The organism is Microbulbifer regidiadema (SeqCode) (assembly GCF_052466995.1).
Map to the genome: position 1 here is coordinate 3,807,290 of NZ_CP174297.1, position 25,762 is coordinate 3,833,051.

The window sequence follows — 25,762 nt, forward strand, 5'->3', positions numbered from 1 at the left end:
ATCAGATGGCACGTTTTTTCCGTCGTCGCAAGTTCTGCCGTTTCACCGCTGAAGGTGTTAAGCGTATCGACTACAAAGATCTCGATACCCTGAAAGCCTACATCTCCGAGACTGGCAAAATTGTTCCTAGCCGTATTACCGGTACCAAAGCCAAGTATCAGCGTCAGCTGGCCTCTGCGGTCAAGCGCGCGCGCTACCTGGCCCTGCTGCCGTACACGGACAGCCACGAAGCCTAAGCCGCAGTTTGCTTAGACTCATTAATAAAGAAGCTATCTAACTATGCGCGCCGTAGCTGAATTTATTATGCGCGGACGCGTCAGGACGGTAATCCTCACCATGTTGGGATTACCGCTGATAAGCCCGGCAATTCTCGCGCTGGTGAGTTTGCGCCGAGGCAGCAGTAACGGCCTGATGGTTTTGGCCTGGGCGCTGTTGCCTGCCGTAGTTACATACATGACAGGCCATGTACCTTTGCAGGTAGCAGGTCTTACTATTAGCGGTTTTGTGGTCGTCTTTTGCGCTGCTATAGCGCTGCGTAGCACTCAGTCCTGGGCTGCCGCGCTGATGACTGCAACAGCTGCTTCAGTAGTGGGAGTATTGCTGACCTCTAACTTAAGCGGCGGTCTCGTGCAGGGACTTGAGCAGTCTTTAGAGGCGACAGGGGTCTCATGGAGTCCTGGTGCTCGGGAGGCGTTGGAGCAGAACCCATTAGCTGAAGTCCAATTCACTGGAAACCTGAGTTGGCTGCTGGCTATGTTTGCCGTCTTAGCTCTGGTATTGGGGCGTTATTGGCAAGCCCTGCTGTATAACCCCGGCGGTTTTCGCCAGGAGTTCCATCAGCTGCGTTTGCCTAGGTGGTTGGCGCTGGTAGGGATGCTGCTTTGGCTACTCTGCCTGGCTACGCCTGGCTACGCTCACTGGGGATTAGTTGCTGCTCTTCCCTTACAAGTGGCCGGTATAGCTCTGGTTCATTGGCAAGTTGCTGACCGCAATTGGGGGATAGGTCCCCTGGTGGCGATGTATGTAATGCTAGTGGTTGCCGCAATGCCCCTGGTAGGCTTTCTTTGCGGCTTGGCCCTGGTAGATAGCTGGATAGATATTCGCGGGCGCTCCTCCAAATAGGCGCGCTCGCACAATACAGAAATTGAGGAAACCGAGATGGAAGTTATTCTGCTCGATAAAGTAGGCAAACTGGGCAACGTGGGTGACCGCGTTGATGTTAAAGCCGGTTTTGGCCGCAATTTCCTGCTGCCGACTGGTAAAGCAATTGCTGCTACCGCAACTAACATTGCTGAGTTCGAAGCTAAGCGCGCTGAACTGGAAGCCGCTGCTGCCGCTAAGCTGGCTGAAGCTGAGAGCCGCGCTACCAAGCTGGCCGATCTGGTTGTTACCATCGCTGCTAACGCTGGCGACGAAGGCAAGCTGTTCGGTTCTATCGGCACTCGCGACATCGCTGAAGCGATCTCCGCTGGTGGCGTTGAAGTAGCTAAAGCTGAAGTGAAGCTGCCGGAAGGCGCACTGCGCGAAGTGGGCGAGTACGACGTAGACGTACAGCTCCACTCCGACGTAATCGCTGCTGTTAAAGTCGTTATCGAAGCCGAGTAAGGTTTTGCTGACGAGTGGTTGGTGCTTCGAGCGCCAGCCGCGCTACAATCGGGCGCTGTACCCTATCGGGTCCAGCGCCCGTTTTGTTTTTACTACCCCGTAATATTCCCATGATCGACGAATACGCCGCCCCTGAAGACGAAAATCACAGCGAAGAGAGTTCACCGCTACCGCACTCGGTAGAGGCGGAGCAGTCCGTGCTGGGTGGCTTGATGTTGGACCCGGGCCGTATTGATGCCGTTGCCGAACAGCTGAGTGAAGAGGACTTCTTCAGTGCCAGCCACCGCAAGATTTTTGCGGTGATGGGCGAGCTGAGTAATGGTGAACAGCCCCTGGATATCGTTACCCTCGCCGAAGGCCTCGCCAGCCGCGACCTGCTCGGTGAAGTGGGTGGCCCTGCCTACCTGGCGGAGTTGGCTGAAAATACCCCCTCCGCAGCGAATATCGTCGCCTACGCCAAGATCGTGCGTGAGCGCTCCATGCTGCGCCAGTTGATCGCCGCCGCCGGTGAGATCAGCCGCACCAGTTTTAATCCCGGTGGCCTCGCTTCCGCCGACCTGCTGCAGATGGCCGAGCGCCGCGTGGCGGAAATCGCCGAGGGGCGCGCCAAAGAGGGCGGCTTTGTCGGCGTGGATACCCTGCTGAAAAAGACGGTCGAGCGCATCGATGAGCTGTTCAAGACCGAGGGTGATATCACCGGTATCAGTACCGGTCTTACCGAATTGGACCAGCGCACCTCCGGCTGGCAGCCGGGCGAACTGGTTATTCTCGCCGCGCGTCCCTCCATGGGTAAGACCGCACTGGCATTGAATTTTATTGAGAGCGCCATGCTCTGCCAGGAGAGCCCGACACTGGTCTTCAGTATGGAGATGCCCTCGGACAGCCTGGTGATGCGGATGTTGTCCTCTATTGGTCGTATCGACCAGGGGCGCATCAGGAACGGCAAGCTGCAGGAAGAGGATTGGCCCAAGCTATCCAGCGCCGTGCAGAAGATGAAAGGCAAGTCCCTGTATATCGACGATACGCCGGCACTGAGTCCCAGCGAGGTGCGCGCCCGTACCAAGCGCACGGTGCGCGATCACATCAACAAATTGATGCGCGAGAACCCCAAGTTAAGCCGCGAAGACGCCGAGGCCAAGAGTATGCCGGCGATGATTATGGTGGACTACTTGCAGCTGATGCAGGTGAAGGGTTCCACCGAGGGCCGCACCCAGGAGATCTCCGAGATCTCCCGCTCTCTCAAGGCGCTGGCGAAAGAATACGAATGCCCGGTGATTGCCCTGTCGCAGCTCAACCGGGGAGTAGAGCAGCGCCCCAACAAACGGCCGATGAACTCGGACCTGCGGGAATCCGGGGCGATCGAGCAGGACGCCGACGTGATCCTGTTTATCTACCGCGATGAATACTACAACGAGGACAGCCCGGATAAAGGGATGGCCGAGTTGATTATCGGCAAGCAGCGTAACGGTGAGATCGGCACCTGCCGCGCAGCCTTTGTGGGCAAATACACTCGCTTCGATAATCTGGCGCCGGAATACTACCAGGGCGAATAAGCCTTTCTGTTGGGTTCACGGCTGTCGAATATCCGAGCCTAAGGGAGCCCCATTTTGCTATCCGAACAAAAGATCCGCGCACTGGTGCTGCAACGCCAATTTATCCACAGCCCCTGGACCGGGGGGCTGTCGGGGTTGTTGCAACATCTGGGCGCCCTACAGCTGGACGCCATCCAGCGAATTACCCGGGCCCACCACCACCAGCTCTACAACCGCCTGCCCGGCTACCGCGAATCACACCTGGCGGAGGCGGAGCAGCGTCGGGAAATCTTCGAGTACTGGTCCCACGCCGCCGCCTATTTGCCAATGACCCACTACCCCTATGCGCGGGTGCGTATGGATCGCATCCGCGCCGGTCAGCGCCACTGGTTTGAGAAAAACGCCAAGCTGTGTCGCTATGTGCTGGATTGCGTGCGCGAGGAGGGCGCCCTGCGCGCCAGTGACTTTGTGCGCGCCAAGGGCGGGTGGTGGCAGTGGTCCGATGAAAAGAAGGCGCTGGAGCAGCTGTTTCACGAGGGGGAGCTGATGGTCAGCCATCGCGAGGGCTTTCAAAAAGTCTTCGATCTCCCGGAGCGGGTACTGCCGGCCAATATCTCTACCAGTGCGGCTTCAGAAGTCGAGTACGGCAGCCATCTGGTGCGCACTTTTCTGGGGTGCCAGGGCATTGGCCGAGCGGAGGAAATTGCCTACCTGCGCCGGGAGGATAAACCCCTTATCCGGCAAGCCATCGAACGTATGCTGGCAAGCGGGGAACTCACCCAGTGGGGGAAAGAACTGTTGCTCACCGAGCAGTTGGAGCGGGAGCCCGTGCGAGCAGCGCGCAAAGTACGTCTGTTATCCCCTTTCGATCCGCTGATATTGCAGCGCAAACGCCTGCGCCGGCTGTTTGATTTTGAATACCAATTGGAGTGCTATGTGCCGGCGGCCAAGCGCCGCTATGGCTACTTTTGCCTGCCGATTTTATACGGCGATCAATTTGTGGGGCAGGTGGACTTGAGGGCGGATCGGAATGCGGGCGTGCTGCGGGTCGAGGCCCTGTACTGGAATAAGAAGCCCGGTGTCTCGCTGGAGGCGAGCTACCACCGGGCTCTGGGGCACTTTGCCCGCTTTCACGGGCTGAACAGCGAAGCCGCGCTTACAGCTTGACGACTACGTAGACCTCCTGGCCATCGCGCTGAGTGGGCATAAAGTAATTGCCGCCATAGCGGTAGTACTGGATGCCATTGATAATTTCAGCAACGTAGCCCTTGGGCAGGGTCTCCAGCACTTGTCCGGGCTGGAAGCCCTCGGGACCCGGGGCCGGAGTGGCGGGTGCCGGGGCCTCAACGACAGGGACTTCAACCACAGGGGCCTCAGCGACGGGGACCGCTACCGCCGGCGCCGGCGTGGGAACAACCGCAACGGGGACGGGTGCTCCTGCGGGCGGTGCTACGACCACGTAGGTGCGGGTGGCGGGGCGCCACTTATAGTAGGTGTCGGCGTATTGGAAGTAAGTGACTCTGCCCACTTTAACGCGCACAGCACTGCCCGGCAGGCTGGCGACAGCGGCGCCCAGAGGGGCGGCGACGACGACATAGCCACGGGGACCTTGGCGATAGAAGTGCCCGCCTTGGTAGAAATAGGGGCGCCCGCCCACGGCGACGCGCACATGGCCTGCCGGCAGGACTGAGGCGATAAATCCGATCGAAATACGCGGTCCGCGATTACCATCTTTGCGATGATGGTGGCGGTGCTCTCCCCCGCGCTCATAGCCGCGCGCATCGGCCGGTGGGCTAAAGGCAAAGGCGGCCAGCGCCAGGAATGCACTGGCGCCAATAACGACATTCAGTTTATTCACGGTTTCTCCAGCAAGTGACTACTCACATAGTCATACTAACTCCTATCCCGGTATGAAAGGCAAGTTAATAAGTTAAGAATTGTCAAAGTACTGGATACTGGAGCACCAGTCAGCGGTTGCGCTGGATAATCCCCATCAGCTTGTACATCAGCTGTGCAGCGGCAAAATCATAGGCGTGGAAGCCCTCGATCGGTGCAAATTCCAGCAGGTCGAAGCCGATAATCTCTCTCTGCTGCGCTACGCATTCGAACAGGTTGAGGGTCTGGTACCAGCCGAGACCGCCGGGTACCGGGGTGCCGGTGGAGGGGAAGACCGATGGGTCCATGCCGTCCACATCCAGGGTAAAGAAGACTTTCCTGGGGAAATTCTCCGGCAATTGGAATTCCTGCACGTTGTTGGGCACCAGCTGGTGGGCATCCAGGTAGCCCACATTGTGGTCCTTGCGCGCCTGTACTTCCTCTTCGCAGTAGGCGCGGATGCCCAGCTGGAACAGAGGCACGCCGGCTTCTACCACCAGGCGCATTACGCTGGCGTGGCTGTGCTTGTGACCTTCATAGCGATCGCGCAGGTCGGCGTGGGCATCGATTTGCACTACGCCAAAGTCTGTTTCACCGGCGTCCAGGAGGCCTTTGATAATACCCCAGGTCACCGAGTGCTCACCGCCGATACCCACCGGCATCTTGCCCAGTTTCAATACCTCTTGGGTGGCTGCGGCGATATTGTCCATCACCTGCTCTGCGGGGCCGGCTACCGAGACCGGCGGGCGGGTGTAAATGCCCAGGTCGCAGGGGTTGGAGAAATTGTCGAAAGTCTCCAGCTGCCAGGAGGCCTCCAGGATGGAAGACGGGCCCTTGCCGGTGCCGCCGCCGTAGGAGACGGTCTCTTCATAGGGGATGGGGATAATATGAAAGAGGGCGTCTTCGGGCTTCGGCTGCTCGATTTCGGAGCCGAGAAAAATGGGGTATTCGTTTTCTGACTGCATTTATAAGTCCTCTGGCGGTGGCGACAACTGTGCGCCAGCGCATCTATCACGGAGTTATTTAAAGGCTCCCTATTAGGAGAGGCGCTCCTTGAAATCCTCGTAGCCGAAGGTCTTGATCATCTTCAGGTCGTCGGTATCCGAGTTCCAAAGGGCGATAGCGGGTAGGGGAATGCCGTTAAAGGTGTTGGTTTTGACCATGGTGTAATAGGCCATTTCCTCGAACACCAGGCGCTCACCGAGGCGCAGCGGCTCACTGAAACTGTATTCGCCGATGCTGTCCCCTGCCAGGCAGCTCTGTCCGCCCAGGCGATAGGTGTGAGGCAGGTCGCCGGGGCGGGCGGCCCCGGTAATTTCCGGGCGGTAGGGCATCTCCAGCACATCGGGCATATGGCAGGTGGCGGAGGCGTCCAGGATGGCCTGGTGTTCACCATTCCAGGCAATATCCACTACCTCGGCTACCAGGATGCCGGCGAATAGGGAGATGGCTTCACCGGGTTCCAGGTAGACCTGCACCGCGTACTTAGCGGAGAAATCGCGCACTGCGTCGACCAGCTCGTCCACCTGGTAGTCGCGGCGGGTAATGTGGTGGCCGCCGCCGAAGTTGATCCACTCCATCTGCGGGATCAGGTCGCCAAACTTCTCCTCTACCGCAGCGATAGTGCGCTGCAGGGGTTTGAAATCCTGTTCGCACAAAGTGTGGAAGTGCAGGCCGCTGATTCCCTCCAGGGACTCGCCTTCAAACAGCGAGCGCACGATGCCCAGGCGCGAACAGGGGGCGCAGGGATCGTAGAGGTCGGTGTGGCCCTCGGAGTGCTCGGGGTTAATGCGCAGGCCGAAGCGCAGTTCCGCACGCTGCTTTTGCATATCCAGGCACAGCTGCCGGTAGCGCTTCCACTGGGAGAAGGAGTTGAAGATCACATGGTGGGCGAATTGCAGTATTTCGCGCAGCTCCTCCTCCTTGTAGCCGGCACTAAATACGTGGACTTCCTTGCCCTGGTCGCGGCCGCCGTACTCTTCGTAACCCAGCTTGGCCTCGTGCAGGCCGCTGGCACAGGTGCCGGACAGGTATTCGGCCACAATGGGGCCGGTGCTGAACATAGAAAAGGCTTTGAGCGCCGCCAGTACCTTGGCGCCGCTGCGCTCCTGTACGTCGGCGAGCAGGGCCAAATTGTCGCGCAGGGCGATCTCATCGACGACAAAGCAGGGGGAGGGGACGCGGTAGGGATCAAAGTGTCCGAAGTAGTCAACGCGGGGAGTGAGGTCCATGGGGGCGTTATATCCTGGTGCGGTGGGGCGGGCGCTGGGGCCCACCCCGGGGAACGGAGAAAAGTGCGCTTTACTGGAAGGGCTTGTCCAACCAGGTTTCCTGCCAGGGCAGGCCGTACTTGTTCAGATCGTCCATAAAGGGATCGGGGTCCATCTGCTCCATATTCCACACGCCGGGCTTCATCCACTTGCCTTCCAGCATCATCTTGGCGCCGATCATCGCCGGGACACCGGTGGTGTAGGAGATCGCCTGGGATTGAACCTCCTGGTAGCAGTCCTGGTGGTCACAGGTGTTGTAGACGTAGTAGATCTTCTCTTCGCCGTCTTTGCTGCCGCGAATAATGTTGCCGATGCAGGTCTTGCCCTTGGTCAGCGGGCCGAGGCTGGCGGGATCTGGCAGCAGCTCCTTAAGGAACTGGATAGGTACAATTTGCTGGCCCTGGAATTCCACTGGCTCAATACCGGTCATGCCGACGTTTTGCAGGACTTCCAGGTGCTTCAGGTAGCTCTCGCCAAAGGTCATCCAGAAGCGCGCGCGCTCGATTTCCGGGAAGTGCTTGGACAGGGACTCCAGCTCTTCGTGGTACAGCAGGTAGATATCCTTGTCGCCAATGCCTTCGGGGAAGTTGAAGACGCGCTTTTCTTCCATCGGCTTGGTGGTTACCCACTGGCCGTTTTCCCAGTAGCGGCCGTTGGCGGTGATCTCGCGGATATTAATTTCCGGGTTGAAGTTGGTGGCGAACGGCAGGCCGTGGTCACCGGCATTGCAGTCGAGGATATCCAGGGTGTGGATACGGTCGAAGTGGTGCTTCTTGGCGTAGGCGGTGAATACGCTGGTGACGCCGGGATCGAAGCCGCTGCCCAGCAGTGCCATCAGGCCGGCTTTCTCGAATTTCTCCTGGTAGGCCCACTGCCACTTGTATTCGAACTTGGCCTCTTCCGGCGGCTCGTAGTTGGCGGTGTCCAGGTAGTGCACGCCGGTTTCCAAACAGGCATCCATAATGTGCAGGTCCTGGTAGGGCAGGGCCACGTTGATGACCAAGTCCGGCTTCACTTTCTCGATCAGCTTTACCAGCTCCGGCACATTGTCCGCGTCGACTTCAGCGGTGTCGATTTTGCGCGGCAGCATAGCGGCAATCTTGTCGCACTTGCTTTTGGTGCGGCTTGCCAGGGTAATATTTTCAAATACTTCAGCAACCTGTGCGCACTTGTGTGCAACCACCTGGCCGACACCGCCGGCGCCGATGATCAGTACGTTGGCCATAAAGATCTCCTTAATCTGCGGCTTTTGCGGCCGCTATCTTTGCAAAGGCGCTGGCGCCTTATTATTCACTTTTCGAAATAGGTGTAACCGCTCATGCTGGCGGTATAGGTTTGCAGAATCTGCTTGCGCTGGGCGGCAGTAATCAGCCCCTGTTTGACGGCGCGCTCCGCCAGGCGACGGAAGCGCTCGAACAGCGCTTTGGGCTGATATTCTACGTAACTCAGTACATCGGAAATACTGTCGCCGTGAATTTCGTGGCTGAAGTCGATACTGCCGTCTTCCTGGATGCGCACGCTCACCACATTGGTGTCCCCGAACAGGTTGTGCAGGTCGCCGAGGGTCTCCTGGTAGGCGCCGATCAGGAAGGTGCCGAGAATATAATCCTCGCCGTCTTTGAGTTCGTGCAAGGGCAGGGTTTTCTGCTCTTTTTCCCGGCCGATAAAGCGGTCGATCTTGCCGTCACAGTCGCAGGTGATGTCGGCGATGATGGCGGAGCGGGTCGGCGCCTCGTCCAGGCGGTGGATCGGCAATAGCGGGAATACCTGATCGATAGCCCAGATATCCGGCACCGATTGGAATACGCTCACATTGGCGTAGTAGATATCCGACAGCACTTCCGGCAGCGCTTGCAGGTCTGCGGGAATTTCCTCGGCTTCATCGAGCAGTTTGCGAATATCCTGGGCGCCCTGCAGGAACAGGTTTTCCGCATTGGCGCGCTCGCGCAGGCTCACCTGGCCGTGCAGGTACAGGGAGCGCACCTCGTCGCGATAGTAGAGCGCGTCGTTGTAGCTCTCTTGCAGGTTTTTGGGGGTGATACTGCGCACTGCGTCTTGCAGGTTGAGCAGCATCTGGTGGTCGCCCTCGCTGATCTTGGTGTGTTCGAGTTCCACCGGTTCGAAACGGGTGGTGTCGAGAATATCGAACAGCAGCACCGAGGAGTAAGCCACAGTGGCGCGGCCGGACTCGGTAATAATCACCGGGTGCGCGACGCCCTCGCTATCGAGGGTGCCCATAATGGCTTCCACCACATCCACACAGTACTCGTCCAGGGAGTAATTTTTGGAGTGGGTGTAATTGGTTTTACTGCCGTCGTAATCCACCGCCAGGCCACCGCCCAGGTCCAGGTAGCCCATCGGCGCGCCCTCTTCCACCAGGTCGGCGTAGTAGCGGCAGGCTTCCAGCACCCCGGTGCGGATATCGCGGATATTTGGCACCTGCGAGCCCAGGTGGTAGTGCAGCAGCTTGAGGCAGTCGAGCATATCGTGGTTGCGCAGCTGATCGACCATGGCGATCAGGTCGTTACTGCCCAGCCCGAAAATACTGCGGTCGCCACTGGTGGCATTCCAGTAGCCGCCTACCTTGGAGGCGAGCTTTACCCGCGCGCCGATATTCGGGCGCACTTGCTCGCGCTCGGCGCAGCGGATAATGGTTTCCACTTCCGAGGGGGTTTCCACGACAAAGAAAACCTGCACACCCAGGCGCTGGGCCTGCAGGCCGAGGTTGATAAATTCTTCGTCCTTGTAGCCGTTACAGACGATCAGGGATTCGGTGTTATCCAGAATGGACAGTGCGGCAATCAGCTCCGCTTTGCTGCCCGCTTCCAGGCCGTGGTTAAAGCGGCGTCCGGCATTGGCAATTTCTTCAATAACCTGGCACTGCTGGTTCACCTTAATGGGGAATACACCGCGAAAAACGTTGCCGTAGCCGCAGCCATCGATAGCGCGGGCAAAGGATTCGTTAATCCGGGCGATTTGCGCTTCGAGCAGATTCTCGATACGCAAGAGCAGGGGCATGCCCAGGCCGCGCTCGGTGGCGCCGCGGGCAATTTCCATCAGGGATACGCTGTGTGATGCCCCGTCGGGGCCGTCGACTTGCAGTGAAATTTCACCGTTTTCGTTCAGGTCGAAATATCCGGCGCCCCAATTGCGGATGCCGTAGAGTTCGGCCGAATCTTCGCAAGTCCAGTCTTTTACTTGTTGCTTCTTCATGGCGCCTTTCTGTTGGTATTTGGCGGGCGCGAATCTTGGGCCCAGCAGGACCGGAAAGCAATAACTATAGATAAAAAAACGCTAATTTTTGTGTATAAAAAAGTAAATGGCGAAACCGCTCGCAGCGGCGCTTTTATTTCTTGTGCGCGGGTGTGGCAAGGAGTATTTGGGGGGTGGTGAGAAAAAAGGCGGCCCGAAGGCCGCAGGGAAGGGAGGGTATTGGTTAGAGTGTCGCCAAATAATTCTGCAAGCCCGCAGAATTATTGTGGAATTATTTAAAGGCGCCTTAGATCACGCCGGGTCTGGGCACTACCCGGTAGCCGCGATGGCGCTGATCCCACAGGTAGTAGGTGTCGTAGGCCACATAGTAATTGTGTCCGCCCACTGCAACGGTCAGTGCTGACGCCGGCAGGCTGTGAACGATAGCGCCTTTCGGAGCCTGGGCTACCACATAGCCAGAGGAGGCCGGGCGGTAAAAAATTCCATCACTGTAGTAGAAGCCCGCAGCACCAATACTGATGCTGACAAAATTGCGCGGCAGGTGACGCCAGCGGTAGCCGTAACCGTAGTGCGAGGGGCGGTGGTGGGGGCGGTGACCGTGATAGCTGCGGCGGTAAACAGGTCTGTGTACTGCCCGGTGACCCTTGTTATAGCCTTTGTTGTACCCCGCTTTGTAGGCTTGGCGCACCTCGCGGCGGTGCTGGCGCTCCTCTCTGCGCTCCTGTTTACGTTCCTGCTTGCGCTGTCTTTTTTCCTGCTGGCGGTCGTGGTGTTTATCGTGCTGTTTGTTGTGGCCGCGCTCTATATGGCGCTGCTCGCGCTCGGCTCTGCCGTATTGGTGGCTGCTGTCCAGTGCGCGCTGGTGCCCACGGTACGCTTCGGACAGGGCGGGTGCCGCAATCATTAATAGGCTTAGGGTGGCGATGGCAGTTGTGAGGTGTCTCATAGCATCTCTCCCGAGTCTGGGGCTCTTTTCTTTCAAGTCAGGTCGTTTGTGTATCTTGACGTGAAGTTTGCCCCGGCAGGTCTGAACACTTCCTGAACTGAATGGGTTAAAATTCGGCGCAATCCACAAAGGCGATGCTGACTAGTGGTTCAGGCATTGCTGGCGGTTGTTTAGTGGAGCACAGGCGGGATTCTGCGGGGAAACCTTATAGAGAGCGGTCATTTTGCTATGTTGAGACACCCGGTCTCAGCGAGTATGATGCCGCGCTGATTCATAGTGAGCGGTAGCGAGATGCAAATCTTCCACCACGTAGCAAGCCTGCGCGAGGCGCTGGCCCAGGCCCGCAAAGACGGCAAGACCGTCGGCTTTGTGCCCACTATGGGCAATCTGCACGATGCCCATATAGAGCTGGTCAAAATCGCCCAACAACACTGCGATCTGGTGGTGGTATCCATCTTCGTCAACCGTTTGCAGTTTGGTTTGAACGAGGACTGGGATAAGTATCCGCGCACTATGGAGCGGGATATGGCCAGACTGCGCGAAGCGGACTGTGACTTCCTGTTCCACCCGGATGAGAGTGAAATTTACCCCAACGGCATGGACCAGCAGACCCGTGTGGTTTGCCCGGCGATGACCGATGTTCTGTGTGGCGCCAGTCGCCCCGGTCACTTTGAGGGGGTCACCACCGTAGTGGCGAAGCTGTTCAATATTGTGCAGCCGGACAAGGCCATTTTCGGGATTAAGGATTTCCAGCAGCTGGCAGTGATTCGCCGCATGGTGGAAGACCTGTGTATGCCGGTGGAAATTGTGGCGGCACCGGTGCATCGCGAGGAAGACGGCTTGGCGATGAGCTCTCGCAATGGTTATATCACCGCCGATGAGCGGCCCAAGGTCGCTGTGCTCAATCAGTTGCTGAACTGGGCCAAGGATGAGATCGTGGCGGGACGCCGGGATTTTGCCGACCTCGAAAAAGAGGCGCACAAGCGAATTGAAGAGAGTGGCTTTCGGGTCGACTACTTCTCTATCTGTTGCAGTAAGGATTTACAACCGGCGGCAGATGACGATAAACAAATCACGATTTTGGGCGCTATGTACACCAGTGCGGCGCGCCTGATCGACAATGTTTCCCTGGAACTGTGAGGGGCATCCAACTATGCAAATTGAAATGTTGAAGTGCAAGTTGCACATGGCCGCAGTGACTCAGGCCGAACTCTGGTATGACGGTTCCTGTGCAATTGATGAGGACCTGGTAGAACTGGCGGGTCTGCGCGAATTTGAAAAAATTGATATTTACAATGTGAGTAATGGCGAGCGCTTTCACACCTATGTGATTCTCGCCGAGCGCGGCTCCGGCATTATCTCTATGAATGGCGCTGCCGCGCGCAGAGTGCAGGTAGGTGACCGCATTATTATCGCTTCCTATGCCCAGATGACCGAGGCAGAGGCCGATAGCCACAAGCCCAAGCTGGTCTACCTGGATGAGAACAACAAGGTAGAGCGCAGCACAAATACCATTCCGGTTCAGCTTGCCGAAGCCTGATTCTCCCCGCTACAGGGCCTGCGCCCTGTAGCTCTCCCCCTGTCCGCCGCTCAGTGAGCAGACATCAATAACACTTCCTGATTAAACCTCTTTTGTAGGTAGGACTCATCCAGGGTGTCGTGCCAGAGACTTTTCTTTTGCCCTTTAGCGAGAGCGATCTCGCCGATTCTGCCGGGGTTGTATTTAATCGGTTGGGAGAGCTGGTATGTGGCGATGGGGTCTTTATAGGCCTCTTCCAGGGGAATTATTTTCCAGCCCTCCTGCCGCAGCCGCTGGGCCAGATCGCCAATAAACAGCGCCGTAATATCCATTTCATGTAGCAGTATCACGTGCTTGGGGGAGTGCCCGAGGTATTTACTCGCCATAGCGTCGTAGTAGTTAATACTCGCCATCAGCACGTCGACATAAAAGCTGGAAAGCCTCTCCATATCAACCGGCCTCCCGTCTTTCACTGCGCTTTGAAAAAGCTCTTCGATATACCAATCGTAGTTATTTAAGGTGATATAGGCGTTTTGATAATTGTTTTCCTGTAATAGGCTGCGCATACCACCGCGTTTCTCGACAGTTTCTCCCTCGCGCAGATAGGGAAAGCGAAAATAGGGTTTAAAATTATCAAACTGTTGCAGTAGCTGGTGGGCCCGTAAAAAATCTGCTTGATAGGCGGATAGCTCTGTCTTCAGAAAATTGGGGTGGCTGTGAGTGTGATTGCCAATAATATGTCCGGCCTTATCGTAGCGGCGCATCCGCTCCAGCCCCTCTTTATCTAAAGACTGGGTGGTGGAAAAGAAGGCCACTTTGCCGATTTTATGCTGTTCCAGGCTTTCAATAAGCACTTTGGCCCGAGTGGGGCTGTCAAAGTAGCCGTCGGCTTTGCGGGGGGCATCATCGAAAGTAATTGCCAGTTGTTTGGCATTAACCGCAGGAATTATTAACAGGTAGATTATCAAAATAAAGATTGAACGCTGCATGATTTCTGTCTCTAGTGCTTTTGTGTTTGGAGGGTTTATCTGGCCACATATTGATCTAATATGACGTTCTATCTTGATTTATTTGTCAGGTGGCCAATATTGCCCTGTAGTCTAGTGCTCAATGGGATCGAATTTAAGTAATTCTTTATAGTGTTTCATTCGCTACTATTGCTTATAGTGCTGGGGCAGTCACACATATGCAAACAGATCCCCGTACTGCCCGATCTATACGAGTAATACACAAGCTTAGAGAATATACCATTCCCGGCAATGGCCAGTATCATCTGAGCATGCTTCAATAACTGCTACACTAGAAAAAAATATAAGTAACGAGGATGCCGCGATACATAGGAGGTTCAACCGAAAGGTGTCCTTACAAGCCCGATACATTGTTATCGATTTTGTTAAACCAGCAATGAAGAGCGCAAGACAGATATAGGTAATCAAGCCCTTAATAATCAGCTCTGAAAAGCCAGAAGGGCCGTCACTACGAATTATCGCTGAATCCCTGTAAATCAGGATTAACATGAAGACATTAAATAAGTTATAGGCAAGGTATAAGAGCGCACCCCTTTTACTTTTCGTGCTGTCAGATTCTTTTATTTCTATCCGTAAATTCACTGTGATCCTTAGTGCCCGGCTCAGCCGGATTTAATACAGATGTTGTCTCGTGTTGAGTTGGAGAAGCAGTGTCAGTGACTTGGTGCCGTTGTATAGCCTGTGGCTGATATATTAGAAATCCTTTAAGTTGTCTGAATCTTCCATATATTCGTCAGTGTCGTAGTTCACGAATTCGTTATATTTTTCTAAAAGGCCGTGAAACTCCATTTCGGAACCGCCTACAATTTTACGTCCTTGGACGCCATTAATCCGCTTCTTTTTGTACAGGGAGACGGCAAGAAACTCTTTCATTTCTCTTTCGTCTAACCCTGCACTTTTAGAAGTTTCATCCGGTATATCTATCTTCATCTTTGCTTCTTTGCTTCTTTGCTTCAATGGGCTGCAATATTGGCCACATCGGTCTGTGGTAAATAGCATCGTTGTTACGAATGTGAAAGAAAGGTGATACTTGCTGAAGGTCTGTTGTTGATCCCAGTTGTTTTTATTTCTCACTCCATGCTAGTCCTAGTTGGGTTAGTACTACAAAATCGCTAAACTCCACGATTAGTAAAATATATTCATCTCCTTCATTATCAAGAAATCTTAATGTCGTATGCTCTTGGCTGACAAGTCTATTCCAGGGGCCATCCTCTAGGTCTTGCGTTGAGATAAGGCCATAATACTCAATGAGGTTCCAATCTAAATTATCCAGCCCTCTTGTATTAGTTCCCGATATCTTCTTATAGATATGATCGATGAAAAGTTGATGTGTGGTTTGGTAATCAATTTTTTTCTGCTCTATGATTCCTCCATGCTCATCAATACTATTTTTTATATTTTTAATGGTCGAATTTAAATCAACATTCTTTTCTATAAGTGTTGCACTAAACATCCTTTTTGGACAGTCGATCACACATCTTAGTGCATTAAGGAAGCCATTTAGCTCAATGACTGCTGGTTCTGCTCTATGGATTTCCATATTTTTAGGTTTAATGGGGAGGTCTCTTAAAAATGTAGCGTCGTGTAAAGTTCGAGAAGCTTACTATGGAAAATTTATGGATGCTTACAAGATTGAAACTAACTTTTCCGACGGGTTAATACTCGTAGCCAATAATCTTGATACCATTTTCAACCTCAATGATAGGGAAGTTGGCATATTTTTCAAGATGTACTCTTATTGCCTCTATATCATTGAAGATGTTGGGTAGTGGTCTTTTTTTGTCTGAATAGGGGGCTTCAAACTGTGAAGGAATCAAGATCCATTCAATTTCATTGAGTTTGGCGTACGGTGCTGGCAAACAATCATTGAAGCGTTCGTTATTATGTAGGCAGTCACTCACGCAAATGCTGTTTTTAATGAATGTATCCCAGCCTAAAAACTGCCACTCGACGCCGCCGATGGTAAATGGATATTCCTGGCATGCATTAAATAATTTTATCCATTTGGCATTGCTCATGTGAGAGGTTTTTGTTTTTCGGATCAGCTTTTCTGTTTCCATATGCGTCTTAAATCTGTTGGGACTGCTAGCTGAAAACCACCGGCAGCCCAATTTATAACGTGTTAATTAATATTGAAGTAGGCTAAATCCCAGGAATCAGATCTAACAGTACATTGATCAAAGTATGCAACCTTAACCTCCGCTTGAGAGGCTATTGCCATTAATGCTAATGATAAAACTGAATCATGTATCGGGTGATCAACGCCTACTACTACGCGCGATAGCTCACTGCCACACCCTTGGGGTAAACCCTCAACATAAATTGCTAAACGTCCTTTTTGAGTCTCGTCATAGCTCCCGTAAGAATGAGGGAATGCAACCACCCTAGTTACTTTTCCTGTATGTGTTAAAACATCTGCACCCAATACATTGCTGGATAAAGAAAGAGCTAAAATGGTTGTAAAAAATAATTTTAACATAAATTCCTCTTTGTGTTATCGATTTATTGTGTGTGGCGCTGTGTGCAAATCTACTATAAATATTTGTCTTTCTGCTATTTATCGTGGTTCGAAGAAAGAAATTTCCAGTGCTAGGTTTGTAGGCTACAAGAAGATTAGATTTTTGGCGATGGATTCTCCCGCCAGTACTAATTTCTTATGTAAAATATTAAAAAGATCTGATGCTTCTAATTGAGTTTTTGTAAAGCTGGAGCGAGAGAAAAGTAGCTCGGTCAGTATGGGTTGAAGTGTAGGGTATTAGGGGTTAGAGTGCGAAGTGGATAGTTGTACCTAGCCTAGTGAAATGTTTTTGCTATGCTCAAATCTAAGTTATCTCGGTGATCTTTGGTTTTGAAGCTAGTGATGCTTCTGTGAGGTGGGGGTAATTACTTGTATTAGGTTGTATTAAAATATTTGAAAAATATTTAAATGAAAATTATCTTCTTTTTGGATTGATGGAAATGTAATATGGTTAACCTTTGATTGCGGTTTCAATATTGAGGTCGTTATCGGTGTTCAAGTATCCCCATCCTTTTTGTTTCCTTGGTCACTGCCGTGTGTGTAAATTTCCTGAGTGGGGCTTTGTTATTGAATTTTGTAACTTTATGTTTTTATCGCAAAATGTCTTGATTCTTTTTTTTATTTGTGGAGGATTAAAGTTGTATCTTGTGAGTTTTTAAATGCATACTGTACAAATTAGTTGATATAAATCTGATCGATTTGGCATGCTTGGTTTTGGAGAAGAGTTAATCACTTTATCGATCTCATATAAGAAAGCTTTGCCCGGTGGGGAGGCTCCAGTTTCAAGGCCGTCAGCAATGATTCTTAACCACTTTTCCTGCTGTTCACCTTGCATGTAATAGGCAGTGAATTTCGCGATTGCATGATAGCAGTCCACGTTATTTGGCCAGTCCATAAGTGTTACTAGTGTAGTGTATTAAATAGATTGCTGATATATAATGTGAGCTTAATTTAGCGATTAAGTGAAGACCAATGCCAGCTCAAGTTGAAATCAATTTATCACCGGAAGAAAAAAAGCAGTTAGAAAAGAATATAAAAAGTCGAAAAATATCGGTGAGATTAGCTGAGCGGTCAAAGATTATTTTGCTCGCTGCCAAGCAGGTTCCCAACTACCAAATTGCGAAAAAGTTAAGCGTTGATGTCAATACGGTGGGCCGATGGCGCAATCGTTTTGCAGAAAAGCGTCTGGCAGGGATAGAGAAGGATTTGCCCAGGGGGGCTAATCATGGCGGTAAGAATTCAGAAGAGCAGGCAAAACTCCGCTCGAAAATTATCAAAATGACGACAGGAAGTAAGCCAAAGGATGGGACACACTGGACAACGCGAGGCATGGCGAAAGTCTTAGGAATTAACCACTCTTTTGTCAGCAGGGTATGGCAGGAAGTGGGCCTTAAGCCTCATCTAACCGAAAAGTTCAAGGTGAGTAACGATCCTGCTTTTGAAGAAAAATTACGCGATGTTGTTGGCTTGTATATGTCACCGCCAGAAAATGCTGTTGTCTTTTGTGTGGATGAAAAAAGCTCGATTCAGGCCCTGGATCGGACACAGCCTGGACTACCCATGAAACCGGGGCGGTGTGGCACCATGACCCATGATTATAAACGTCACGGGACAAGCACTCTTTTTGCCGCCCTTAATACGCTGACTGGTGAGGTCATAGGTGAGTGTAGAAAGCGCCATCGTCATCAGGAGTTCTTAGGCTTTTTAAAGACCGTAGAAAAGCAAACACCCAAAGAACAGGATCTTCATCTTATCGTCGATAATTACGCGACTCACAAGCATGAAAATGTAAAGCGCTGGCTCAAGAGAAACAAACGAGTTCATCTTCATTTTATTCCGACCAGTTCATCCTGGCTAAATCTGGTGGAAAGATTTTTTGGATTACTTACAGAGAAGCAGTTGCGCCGAGGGGTATTCACCTCAGTCAAGGAGTTGGAAACGGCTATCGTGAAATTTATTGAAACACATAATGAAGCCAAGAAAGCTTTTGTGTGGACGAAATCTGCTGAGGAAATTTTATTGAAAGTGGAGCGTGCACGCCAAGCACTCTCAAATCAGCAATCTATTTAATACGGTACACTAGTGCTCATAATAGTCAATTAAAAACCATCATCTATATATCACGCTTCTCTACAATTACAAAGCCCGTTCGCCCCAATCGCTCAGAAGGTGATAAATATTAATGGGGTATCTCCATATGGTACAAATGCATAGATACAGGTGTGGATTGTCTACTTCTGAATTCTGATATGGAGGAAGACTTAGGCGCCAAAGCTGCCTGACACAAACGCTAGCCGTCGGTTTAGCCTTAAGGTAGGGTTGTTGATTCAGCAGAGATGTCGGCGGGGTTCACTGAGGTGTGGAAGGTGTAGGTTCGCACTGAAGATATTAGAAGGTTTGTATACGTTTCCTTCGCAAAAAAAATCCTCAAAAACTGCCAGTTGCTTTATTGAAGGTTGTGAGGTTAATTAAAATCGGTATAGAAAATTGAATTATAAAGTTATCAATTTTAAAGGAAAATTGAATCTGTTCTCAGAGCATTGGTCCCCTAAAGTGGTTGCCGAGATGAACGATTACCAGTTCAAGTTGGTCAAGATTCAGGGGGAGTTTACCTGGCATAGTCACCCCGATACCGACGAGGTGTTTATTGTGATTTCAGGATATCTACAGATCGAGTTTCGCGATAGTGTTATCTCCCTTGGGCCCGGCGAGATGACGGTAGTACCTAAAGGTGTGGAGCATAAACCGAGGGCAGAACAGGAATGTGAAGTTCTATTGGTAGAGCCCAGAGGGGTTGTCAATACCGGCGATACCGGCGATACCGGCGATACCGGCGATACCGGCGATACCGGCGGAGGCTTAACTGCGGAAAACGATATCTGGATTTAAAAGACATTTGTATAGTTTGCAAAAAGCGATAGGGCTATTAATCGACTTTCTTCCGTTGCCCGTTCCTCTTCTCACATTTGCACTTTATAAGATTTGCGCGGAGGTACTCTCCCCCATTTACCTTGTACTGAGGTAGGCGGACGCTTTCGCTGTGGCTATGTTATAAAGAGGTCACAATAAAGCTCTAATAAACTCCGATTTCTCTAGGCTAGCCATGCCGCGCTAATAATAAAGGAGAAGATGATGTCTGAAGTGCATACCCGCCCAATCCCCCCCAGTTTTGCTGCCAACGCGCTGATTAGCGCCGAAGATTACGAGAAAATGTACCGCCAGTCGGTGGAAAGCCCCGAGGCGTTTTGGGCGCAACAGGCCAAGGATTTTTTACACTGGGACAAACCGTTTACCCAAGTTCTAGAGGAGGATCTGCACAGGGGCCATGCGGCCTGGTTCTCCGATGGGCAGTTGAATGTCACGGTAAACTGTATCGACCGGCACCTGGCCAGCCGGGGTGAGCAGACCGCGATTCTGTGGGAGGGGGACAACCCCGCAGATAGTAAGGCGATCAGCTATCGGAGTCTGTACGAGAATGTGTGCCGCTTGGCCAACCTGCTGAAGTCCCGTGGGGTTAAAAAGGGGGATCGGGTTTGTATCTATATGCCGATGATCCCGGAGGCGGCCTACGCCATGCTCGCCTGTGCCCGTATCGGTGCTGTGCATTCGGTGGTATTTGGCGGCTTCTCCCCGGTATCCCTGAAAGACCGCATTCTCGATTCCGACTGCCGCCTGGTGATAACGGCGGATGAAGCGGTGCGCGGCGGCAAGCGCGTGCCCCTGAAAGCCAATGTGGATAAAGCGCTGGCGGACTGCCCCAATGTGCATACGGCGATCGTGGTTAAACATACGGGCACAGCGGTGGACTGGGACCGCAAACGGGATATCTGGTACGGCGATTCCATCGGCGAGATGGCGTCAGACTGCGCGCCTGAAGTAATGGGGGCAGAGGACCCGCTGTTTATTCTTTACACCTCGGGCTCCACCGGAAAACCCAAGGGGGTTTTGCATACCACTGCGGGCTATCTGCTGATGGCCACCATGACCTTCAAATATACATTTGATTATCGCGAGGGAGAGATATTCTGGTGTACCGCCGATGTGGGCTGGATTACCGGGCACAGCTATATTGTCTACGGGCCCCTGTGCGCCGGTGCCACCAGTCTGATGTTTGAGGGGGTGCCCACTTACCCGAATGCCTCGCGCTTTTGGCAGGTTGTGGATAAGCACCGGGTCAATATTTTCTACACCGCACCGACGGCGATTCGCGCGTTGATGGGGGCCGGTGATGAGTTTGTCACAGCCGCCGCGCGCAGTTCCCTGCGATTATTGGGTACGGTGGGGGAGCCGATAAACCCGGAGGCCTGGGAGTGGTATTACAGTGTGGTGGGGGATAAGCGCTGCCCGATTGTGGACACCTGGTGGCAGACTGAAACCGGTGCCCATATGATCACGCCACTGCCCGGCGCCATGCCCCTCAAGCCCGGATCGGCGACCCGGCCCTTCTTTGGTGTACAGCCGGCTCTGCTGGATAGCGAGGGTCGGGAGATCGATGGCGAAGGGGAGGGTTCTCTGGTGATTAAAAAGAGCTGGCCCTCGATGATTCGCGATGTGTACGGCAACCGCCAGCGAATGCTGGAGACCTATTTTTCCGCATTCCCCGGCTATTACTTTACCGGCGATGGTGCCCGCCGCGATAGTGATGGTTATTACTGGATCACCGGGCGCATTGACGATGTGCTGAATGTGTCTGGGCACCGACTGGGTACCGCAGAGATAGAGAGTGCTCTGGTATTGCACAATGATACGGCGGAAGCGGCAGTGGTGGGCTATCCCCACGATATCAAGGGGCAGGGGATCTACGCCTTTGTGATGCTGAAATCCGGCCACGCGCCCAGTGATGCGCTGAAGACAGAGTTAATTGAACTCTGCCGCAAGGAGATAGGCCCGATTGCCAAGCCGGACTTTATTCAGTGGGCGCCGGCGCTACCAAAAACCCGCTCCGGCAAAATTATGCGGCGTATCCTCAGGAAGATTGCCTGTAATGAGCTGGATAATCTGGGAGATGTTTCCACTCTGGCCGACCCTTCTGTGGTTGACGCACTGATCGATCACCGCGAAAATCGCTGACGATAAGTGTGCTGAATCAAGGCGTTATAGGCCGGGCATAGCCCGGCCTTTTTAGTGGGACACAGATCCAGTGTTTCAGCGGGCCCGTACAGCACTTTGCAGATAAATAGATCAATAAATACCTGCCGGCCTTGCGGTCAATCATTCCCGCAGCGCGGAGCACTTTTATAGGTATTAACAGCTAAGGAGATTCCGTTTGGAACAGGGACAGTACCTCTGCGAACACTATCGCTTTGCCGCCGATCAGCGCCTTAGGGTTTTTAATTTTTTTGTTGTATTGACCATGTTTGTCGAGGGCGGAATTTTTACCGCCGTGGAGAAAGACTTCCACCCGCTGATTTTGGCCTTGCTGGGTGGGTTTGTAGTCATATTGGTTACGGTATTTTGGTTGATGGATATTCGCAGCCGCCAGCTGCTCAAACTCGCGGTGCCCGCTCTGAAAACTCTGGAAATGGGTTTCCCGGAGGAGGCGAGAATCTTTTCCAACGATGCCATTCGTCGGGGGGAAGTGGCCCGTTATACGTTCGCCTTCCGGGTGTTATTGGTGGGCCAGCTGTTTTTTGGCCTGGGTGTGGCCTCTTACGGTATCTATCACGCCTGCATTCAACTCTAAAGTGCATCCCCCTAATCCCAGCCTTGCAGCGGTGGGTATGGTTGCAGTCACACCCGCCGCAACCTTCCCTTCGCCCTGTGGGTTAAAAAGCCGCCGTAGCTGTACTCCCTAACTGTTAATTATTTCAAAAGACATAATTAGAAAATATCTTCTGTATGGGAATTTGGCTGTTTGTGTTTAGTGGGGAATTATTGAGTCGCAAATAAATGCACCTTGAGAGTAATTTACCCCAAAAGAAAATAATTCTCATTTTTATTTATTGCTAATATATATCAGCTTGCGCCCTTACTATTGATCCCCACTATAAGAGCGATAAGGAGGCCTAATTTCTCTCTGATTGCCTGCCCCTATAAGCTCTATCCCTGTAATAGAAATGGCGGTAGAGTTAAATAGTCCTATGAAATACTTACCCTTATTTGCATTAACTATCGGTCTGATAGGCGGTGCCAATGCAGAGACCCTGACCCGCGATAACGGCGCTCCTGTCGGGGATAATCAGAACGCGCAAACAGCCGGAGAAAATGGCGGTAATTTGCTGCAAGATGTTCAATTGATTCAAAAATTACAGCGTTTTGCCCGTGAACGTATCCCCGAGCGTGTCGTTCATGCGCGCGGCACCGGTGTTCACGGTGAATTTGTGGCGACAGCGGATCTGAGTGATTTAACTCGTGCAGCGGTGTTCGAGCGCGGCAGCAAAACGCCGGTATTTGTGCGTTTTTCAACGGTTATTCACTCCAAGGGCTCTCCGGAAACCCTGCGTGATCCCCGTGGATTTGCCACCAAGTTTTATACCGAAGAGGGCAACTGGGATCTGGTGGGTAACAACCTGCCGGTATTTTTTATCCGCGACGCGATTAAGTTCCCGGATATGGTCCACTCCCTGAAGCCCTCGCCGGTGACCAATCAGCAGGACCCCAATCGCTTCTTTGACTTCTTCAGTCATGTACCGGAATCCACCCATATGCTGAGTTGGGTGTACTCCGATTACGGCACACCGGCTAACTTGCGCCAGATGGATGGCTGGGGGGTTCACGCCTATAAATTTATCAATGACCAGGGTGAAGTGAACTACGTGAAGTTCCACTGGAAAACTCGCCAGGGCATTAAAAACCTGACTGTGGAAGAGGCAGCGGAAATCCAGAGCAAGGATTTCAGCCACGCAACCCGCGATATGTATGCCGCGATTGAAAAAGGCGAATACCCCCAGTGGGACCTGTATATTAAAGTGCTGAAACCCTCGCAGTTAAACAGCTTTAATTACAATCCGCTGGACGCCACTAAAATGTGGCTGGACGTGGAGGAAACCAAAGTCGGCACTATGACCCTCAACCGTGTGCCCACTAATTTCTTCCAGGAAACTGAACAGTCTGCGTTTGCGCCGGCCAATATTGTCCCGGGTATTGAGCCATCGGAAGACCGCCTGCTACAGGGTCGTGTGTTCTCCTACTCCGATACGCAAATGTATCGCCTGGGCGCCAACCACCAGCAATTGCCCATCAACCGCCCTGTGGTGGCAGTAAACAACTGGAACCAGGACGGCGCGGGCAACTACGGCCAGCAGGCTTCAGATGTGAACTACCAGCCGAGCCGTATCGATGTGCGCAGTGAGGACGCCAAAGGTCTGTACAGCAACAAGCCGCTCAGTGGCAGCACTCAGCAAAAGGCGATTGACAAGCAATTGCCGTTTGCCCAGGCGGGTGCTTTCTATCGCAGTCTGAGCCCGGAGGAGCGCCAGAATTTGATTGAAAATCTCGCTGGCGACCTGGGTAAAGTACGCGATGACAACACCAAGCACATTATGCTGAGCTACTTCTACCAGGCCGACAAGGACTACGGCCAGCGCCTGACCAAAGCGGTTGGCGGAGATCTGGGGCAAGTGAAAAAACTGGCCCGGTAATTTTTACCAAAGAGCGGGCGACAGCCGTCGCCCGCTCAATTTGTACAGGTGAAATTATGAGAGCATTTTTATTCGCACTGGTCTTTCTCGCCCTGGGGGTTCAGGCCGGGGAAGTGGAAAAAACACAATCTGATTTTACCGAGCTGTCCCAGTATTATTTTGCCGCAGCCAGGGTGGGGGATGTCGAGGTGCTGCGTGAGTTTTCCGAAGCCGGTTTCCCCCTCAATATTCGCAACCCAAAAGGTTATACGGCGCTGATGATTGCCACCTATAACGGCAATGGCCAGGCGGTGGACTACCTGTTGCAAAAAGGGGCAGATCCCTGCGCTCAGGATCGCCGTGGCAACACGGCACTGATGGCGGCAATTTTTCGCGGTGAGTTTGCCCTTGCGCGCACCTTGCTAAATCAGGACTGCGATGCGCAACAGGTCAATAAGGCCGGCCACTCGGCAGAGGACTTTGCCGAGGTCTTTGGTCGTGACCAGGTGGTTCAGTTGTTGCAGCAACAGCGGGCAAATGGCGACTAATCCCGTTTTTTGTGCCCTTGACTGTGGGTAGTTTCCCGCGCTGAACGCCCTTTGAGGTGGCCGCTTTCGCTGGCGGTGCGACTCCGAGTTTGTCCCCGCCCCCGCGACCGCGTTAGCATAGCCAGCTGCAATCCAGTTGGTACCCACTATGACCCCGAATCATCATCCCTATGAAGCCCTGACGCCGGACGTGGTGATCGACTGTGTCGAGAGTACCGGGCTGCTTTCCGATGCGCGTATTTTTCCTTTAAACAGCTATGAAAACCGCGTTTACCAGGTGGGTATCGAGGACGCCGAGCCGCTGATTGCCAAGTTCTATCGCCCCGGGCGCTGGAGTGACGAGCAGATACTGGAGGAGCACCAGTTCACCCTGGAGTTGGCTGAGGCGGAAATTCCGGTGGTGGCGCCGATCCAGTTTGACGGGCGCACCCTGATGGAGTCCGCTGGATTCCGTTTTGCCCTTTTTCCCCGGCGCGGCGGTCGCCAGTTGGAACTGGATAACTTTGATCACCTGGAGCAGGTGGGCACCATGCTGGGTCGCATCCATGCGGCCGGCAGTGCCAAACCTTTTAGCCAGCGCCCATCCCTCACTTTGCAGCGCTTCGCCATCGATAGCCGGGAATTTATCCTGAATGGAGATTTCCTGCCACGCGAGAACCGCGAGGCCTACGCTTCGGTTACCGGCCACATTATTGAACAGATAGCGCCGCTATTTGAGCGGGACTGGGATACGCTGCGCCTGCACGGCGATTGCCACAGTGGCAACTTCCTGTGGCGGGATGAGACGCCCTGGTTTGTAGATTTGGACGACTGCCTGATGGGGCCGGCGATCCAGGATATCTGGATGCTGATTTCCGGCAATCGCGCCGAGCAAACCGCGTACCTGGATGCGGTGTTGGAGGGCTATGAGACCTTCTATCGCTTTGACCCCCAGCAGTTGCAGCTGGTGGAGCCGCTGCGCTGCCTGCGCCAGATGCACCACGCCGCCTGGTTGGCGCGGCGCTGGCAGGACCCGGCTTTTCCCCTGGCATTCCCCTGGTTTAATACCGCCCGCTACTGGGCTGAGCATATACTGGCATTGCGCGAGCAGCAGTCGGCATTGCTGGAGCCCCCACTGACTCTGGGGACCGTGTAACATGGAGAGAGCAA

Annotated in this window: 25 protein-coding genes; 14 read left to right on the forward strand and 11 right to left on the reverse strand. The window is 53.1% G+C overall.

Annotated features, from left to right (window positions below; all coding sequences use genetic code 11):
• Positions 1-5 precede the first annotated feature (5 nt).
• From rpsR to ACJJIK_RS16580, 5 genes are all read left to right on the forward strand, one after another.
• Complete coding sequence (rpsR, locus tag ACJJIK_RS16560) at positions 6-236, forward strand: 30S ribosomal protein S18 (protein ID WP_108731487.1); 231 nt, start codon at positions 6-8, stop codon at positions 234-236.
• Positions 237-279: 43 nt separating this feature from the next.
• Complete coding sequence (locus ACJJIK_RS16565; protein ID WP_444929385.1) at positions 280-1,122, forward strand: hypothetical protein; 843 nt, start codon at positions 280-282, stop codon at positions 1,120-1,122.
• A gap of 36 nt (positions 1,123-1,158) precedes the next feature.
• Complete coding sequence (gene rplI, locus ACJJIK_RS16570) at positions 1,159-1,605, forward strand: 50S ribosomal protein L9 (protein WP_444929386.1); 447 nt, start codon at positions 1,159-1,161, stop codon at positions 1,603-1,605.
• A gap of 110 nt (positions 1,606-1,715) precedes the next feature.
• Positions 1,716-3,158: a replicative DNA helicase gene (gene dnaB / locus ACJJIK_RS16575; RefSeq protein WP_444932371.1), complete on the forward strand. Its 1,443-nt coding sequence runs from the start codon at positions 1,716-1,718 to the stop codon at positions 3,156-3,158.
• A gap of 54 nt (positions 3,159-3,212) precedes the next feature.
• Positions 3,213-4,304, forward strand: a complete 1,092-nt coding sequence (locus ACJJIK_RS16580; protein ID WP_444943366.1) for a winged helix-turn-helix domain-containing protein — start codon at positions 3,213-3,215, stop codon at positions 4,302-4,304.
• Here the strand turns inward: ACJJIK_RS16580 and ACJJIK_RS16585 are convergent.
• The 6 genes from ACJJIK_RS16585 to ACJJIK_RS16610 all read right to left on the reverse strand — a co-directional run bounded on the left by ACJJIK_RS16585 (position 4,294) and on the right by ACJJIK_RS16610 (position 11,441).
• Positions 4,294-4,995, reverse strand: a complete 702-nt coding sequence (locus tag ACJJIK_RS16585) for a DUF6515 family protein (RefSeq protein WP_444943367.1) — start codon at positions 4,993-4,995, stop codon at positions 4,294-4,296. The genes ACJJIK_RS16580 and ACJJIK_RS16585 overlap by 11 nt on opposite strands.
• A gap of 109 nt (positions 4,996-5,104) precedes the next feature.
• The gene (speB, locus tag ACJJIK_RS16590) at positions 5,105-5,977 is read right to left on the reverse strand and encodes an agmatinase (protein WP_444929392.1); all 873 of its coding nucleotides are present in this window, start codon (positions 5,975-5,977) and stop codon (positions 5,105-5,107) included.
• A gap of 72 nt (positions 5,978-6,049) precedes the next feature.
• On the reverse strand, positions 6,050-7,243 hold the full coding sequence (gene nspC / locus ACJJIK_RS16595; protein ID WP_444929393.1) for a carboxynorspermidine decarboxylase: 1,194 nt from the start codon (positions 7,241-7,243) through the stop codon (positions 6,050-6,052).
• Positions 7,244-7,313: 70 nt separating this feature from the next.
• Entirely contained in the window at positions 7,314-8,507 is a 1,194-nt protein-coding gene (locus tag ACJJIK_RS16600) for a saccharopine dehydrogenase family protein (protein WP_444943368.1), read from the reverse strand.
• Positions 8,508-8,572: 65 nt separating this feature from the next.
• Complete coding sequence (gene speA / locus ACJJIK_RS16605; RefSeq protein WP_444929395.1) at positions 8,573-10,495, reverse strand: biosynthetic arginine decarboxylase; 1,923 nt, start codon at positions 10,493-10,495, stop codon at positions 8,573-8,575.
• A 286-nt stretch (positions 10,496-10,781) separates the two neighbouring features.
• The gene (locus ACJJIK_RS16610; RefSeq protein ID WP_444943369.1) at positions 10,782-11,441 is read right to left on the reverse strand and encodes a DUF6515 family protein; all 660 of its coding nucleotides are present in this window, start codon (positions 11,439-11,441) and stop codon (positions 10,782-10,784) included.
• Between the two features lie 291 nt (positions 11,442-11,732).
• On the opposite strand from ACJJIK_RS16610, the gene panC reads away from it, so the two are divergent.
• Both panC and panD read left to right on the forward strand, forming a co-directional pair.
• Positions 11,733-12,581, forward strand: a complete 849-nt coding sequence (panC, locus tag ACJJIK_RS16615; protein ID WP_444943370.1) for a pantoate--beta-alanine ligase — start codon at positions 11,733-11,735, stop codon at positions 12,579-12,581.
• 13 nt (positions 12,582-12,594) lie between these two features.
• Positions 12,595-12,981 carry an aspartate 1-decarboxylase gene (panD, locus tag ACJJIK_RS16620; protein ID WP_444943371.1) on the forward strand — a complete coding sequence of 129 codons (387 nt, stop codon included), beginning with the start codon at positions 12,595-12,597 and terminating at the stop codon, positions 12,979-12,981.
• A gap of 50 nt (positions 12,982-13,031) precedes the next feature.
• On the opposite strand, the gene ACJJIK_RS16625 is transcribed toward panD, so the two are convergent.
• The 5 genes from ACJJIK_RS16625 to ACJJIK_RS16645 all read right to left on the reverse strand — a co-directional run bounded on the left by ACJJIK_RS16625 (position 13,032) and on the right by ACJJIK_RS16645 (position 16,467).
• Entirely contained in the window at positions 13,032-13,949 is a 918-nt protein-coding gene (locus tag ACJJIK_RS16625) for a polysaccharide deacetylase family protein (RefSeq protein ID WP_444943372.1), read from the reverse strand.
• Positions 13,950-14,681: 732 nt separating this feature from the next.
• Complete coding sequence (locus ACJJIK_RS16630) at positions 14,682-15,062, reverse strand: UPF0175 family protein (RefSeq protein ID WP_444943373.1); 381 nt, start codon at positions 15,060-15,062, stop codon at positions 14,682-14,684.
• The gene (locus tag ACJJIK_RS16635; protein ID WP_444943374.1) at positions 15,052-15,528 is read right to left on the reverse strand and encodes a hypothetical protein; all 477 of its coding nucleotides are present in this window, start codon (positions 15,526-15,528) and stop codon (positions 15,052-15,054) included. The genes ACJJIK_RS16630 and ACJJIK_RS16635 overlap by 11 nt, the downstream gene beginning before the upstream one ends.
• 115 nt (positions 15,529-15,643) lie before the next feature.
• Positions 15,644-16,048 (reverse strand): hypothetical protein, encoded by a 405-nt coding sequence (locus tag ACJJIK_RS16640; protein ID WP_444943375.1) that lies wholly within the window; start codon positions 16,046-16,048, stop codon positions 15,644-15,646.
• A gap of 62 nt (positions 16,049-16,110) precedes the next feature.
• Positions 16,111-16,467, reverse strand: a complete 357-nt coding sequence (locus ACJJIK_RS16645; RefSeq protein ID WP_444943376.1) for a hypothetical protein — start codon at positions 16,465-16,467, stop codon at positions 16,111-16,113.
• Between the two features lie 1,011 nt (positions 16,468-17,478).
• Between ACJJIK_RS16645 and ACJJIK_RS16650 the strand changes: the two genes are divergently transcribed.
• The 7 genes from ACJJIK_RS16650 to ACJJIK_RS16680 all read left to right on the forward strand — a co-directional run bounded on the left by ACJJIK_RS16650 (position 17,479) and on the right by ACJJIK_RS16680 (position 25,748).
• On the forward strand, positions 17,479-18,576 hold the full coding sequence (locus ACJJIK_RS16650; RefSeq protein ID WP_444943377.1) for an IS630 family transposase: 1,098 nt from the start codon (positions 17,479-17,481) through the stop codon (positions 18,574-18,576).
• A gap of 417 nt (positions 18,577-18,993) precedes the next feature.
• Positions 18,994-19,395, forward strand: a complete 402-nt coding sequence (locus ACJJIK_RS16655) for a cupin domain-containing protein (RefSeq protein ID WP_444943378.1) — start codon at positions 18,994-18,996, stop codon at positions 19,393-19,395.
• 243 nt (positions 19,396-19,638) lie between these two features.
• On the forward strand, positions 19,639-21,576 hold the full coding sequence (gene acs / locus ACJJIK_RS16660) for an acetate--CoA ligase (RefSeq protein WP_444943379.1): 1,938 nt from the start codon (positions 19,639-19,641) through the stop codon (positions 21,574-21,576).
• Between the two features lie 196 nt (positions 21,577-21,772).
• A complete protein-coding gene (locus ACJJIK_RS16665; RefSeq protein WP_444929405.1) occupies positions 21,773-22,189 on the forward strand; it encodes a hypothetical protein in 417 nt (138 codons plus the stop codon).
• 397 nt (positions 22,190-22,586) lie between these two features.
• Complete coding sequence (locus ACJJIK_RS16670; protein ID WP_444929406.1) at positions 22,587-24,086, forward strand: catalase; 1,500 nt, start codon at positions 22,587-22,589, stop codon at positions 24,084-24,086.
• A gap of 56 nt (positions 24,087-24,142) precedes the next feature.
• On the forward strand, positions 24,143-24,613 hold the full coding sequence (locus ACJJIK_RS16675) for an ankyrin repeat domain-containing protein (RefSeq protein WP_444929407.1): 471 nt from the start codon (positions 24,143-24,145) through the stop codon (positions 24,611-24,613).
• 148 nt (positions 24,614-24,761) lie between these two features.
• Complete coding sequence (locus tag ACJJIK_RS16680; protein WP_444943380.1) at positions 24,762-25,748, forward strand: serine/threonine protein kinase; 987 nt, start codon at positions 24,762-24,764, stop codon at positions 25,746-25,748.
• Positions 25,749-25,762 lie beyond the last annotated feature (14 nt).

Bases quoted from the DNA above. Each gene is read 5' to 3' on its own strand.
- speA (WP_444929395.1), bottom strand. From the start codon at position 10,495: ATGAAGAAGCAACAAGTAAAAGACTGGACTTGCGAAGATTCGGCCGAA.
- dnaB (WP_444932371.1), top strand. From the start codon at position 1,716: ATGATCGACGAATACGCCGCCCCTGAAGACGAAAATCACAGCGAAGAG.
- ACJJIK_RS16675 (WP_444929407.1), top strand. From the start codon at position 24,143: ATGAGAGCATTTTTATTCGCACTGGTCTTTCTCGCCCTGGGGGTTCAG.
- ACJJIK_RS16650 (WP_444943377.1), top strand. From the start codon at position 17,479: ATGCCAGCTCAAGTTGAAATCAATTTATCACCGGAAGAAAAAAAGCAG.
- ACJJIK_RS16670 (WP_444929406.1), top strand. From the start codon at position 22,587: ATGAAATACTTACCCTTATTTGCATTAACTATCGGTCTGATAGGCGGT.
- acs (WP_444943379.1), top strand. From the start codon at position 19,639: ATGTCTGAAGTGCATACCCGCCCAATCCCCCCCAGTTTTGCTGCCAAC.
- rplI (WP_444929386.1), top strand. From the start codon at position 1,159: ATGGAAGTTATTCTGCTCGATAAAGTAGGCAAACTGGGCAACGTGGGT.
- nspC (WP_444929393.1), bottom strand. From the start codon at position 7,243: ATGGACCTCACTCCCCGCGTTGACTACTTCGGACACTTTGATCCCTAC.
- ACJJIK_RS16640 (WP_444943375.1), bottom strand. From the start codon at position 16,048: ATGGAAACAGAAAAGCTGATCCGAAAAACAAAAACCTCTCACATGAGC.
- ACJJIK_RS16645 (WP_444943376.1), bottom strand. From the start codon at position 16,467: ATGTTAAAATTATTTTTTACAACCATTTTAGCTCTTTCTTTATCCAGC.
- ACJJIK_RS16625 (WP_444943372.1), bottom strand. From the start codon at position 13,949: ATGCAGCGTTCAATCTTTATTTTGATAATCTACCTGTTAATAATTCCT.
- ACJJIK_RS16600 (WP_444943368.1), bottom strand. From the start codon at position 8,507: ATGGCCAACGTACTGATCATCGGCGCCGGCGGTGTCGGCCAGGTGGTT.
- panD (WP_444943371.1), top strand. From the start codon at position 12,595: ATGCAAATTGAAATGTTGAAGTGCAAGTTGCACATGGCCGCAGTGACT.
- rpsR (WP_108731487.1), top strand. From the start codon at position 6: ATGGCACGTTTTTTCCGTCGTCGCAAGTTCTGCCGTTTCACCGCTGAA.
- panC (WP_444943370.1), top strand. From the start codon at position 11,733: ATGCAAATCTTCCACCACGTAGCAAGCCTGCGCGAGGCGCTGGCCCAG.
- ACJJIK_RS16610 (WP_444943369.1), bottom strand. From the start codon at position 11,441: ATGAGACACCTCACAACTGCCATCGCCACCCTAAGCCTATTAATGATT.
- speB (WP_444929392.1), bottom strand. From the start codon at position 5,977: ATGCAGTCAGAAAACGAATACCCCATTTTTCTCGGCTCCGAAATCGAG.
- ACJJIK_RS16680 (WP_444943380.1), top strand. From the start codon at position 24,762: ATGACCCCGAATCATCATCCCTATGAAGCCCTGACGCCGGACGTGGTG.
- ACJJIK_RS16565 (WP_444929385.1), top strand. From the start codon at position 280: ATGCGCGCCGTAGCTGAATTTATTATGCGCGGACGCGTCAGGACGGTA.
- ACJJIK_RS16635 (WP_444943374.1), bottom strand. From the start codon at position 15,528: ATGGAAATCCATAGAGCAGAACCAGCAGTCATTGAGCTAAATGGCTTC.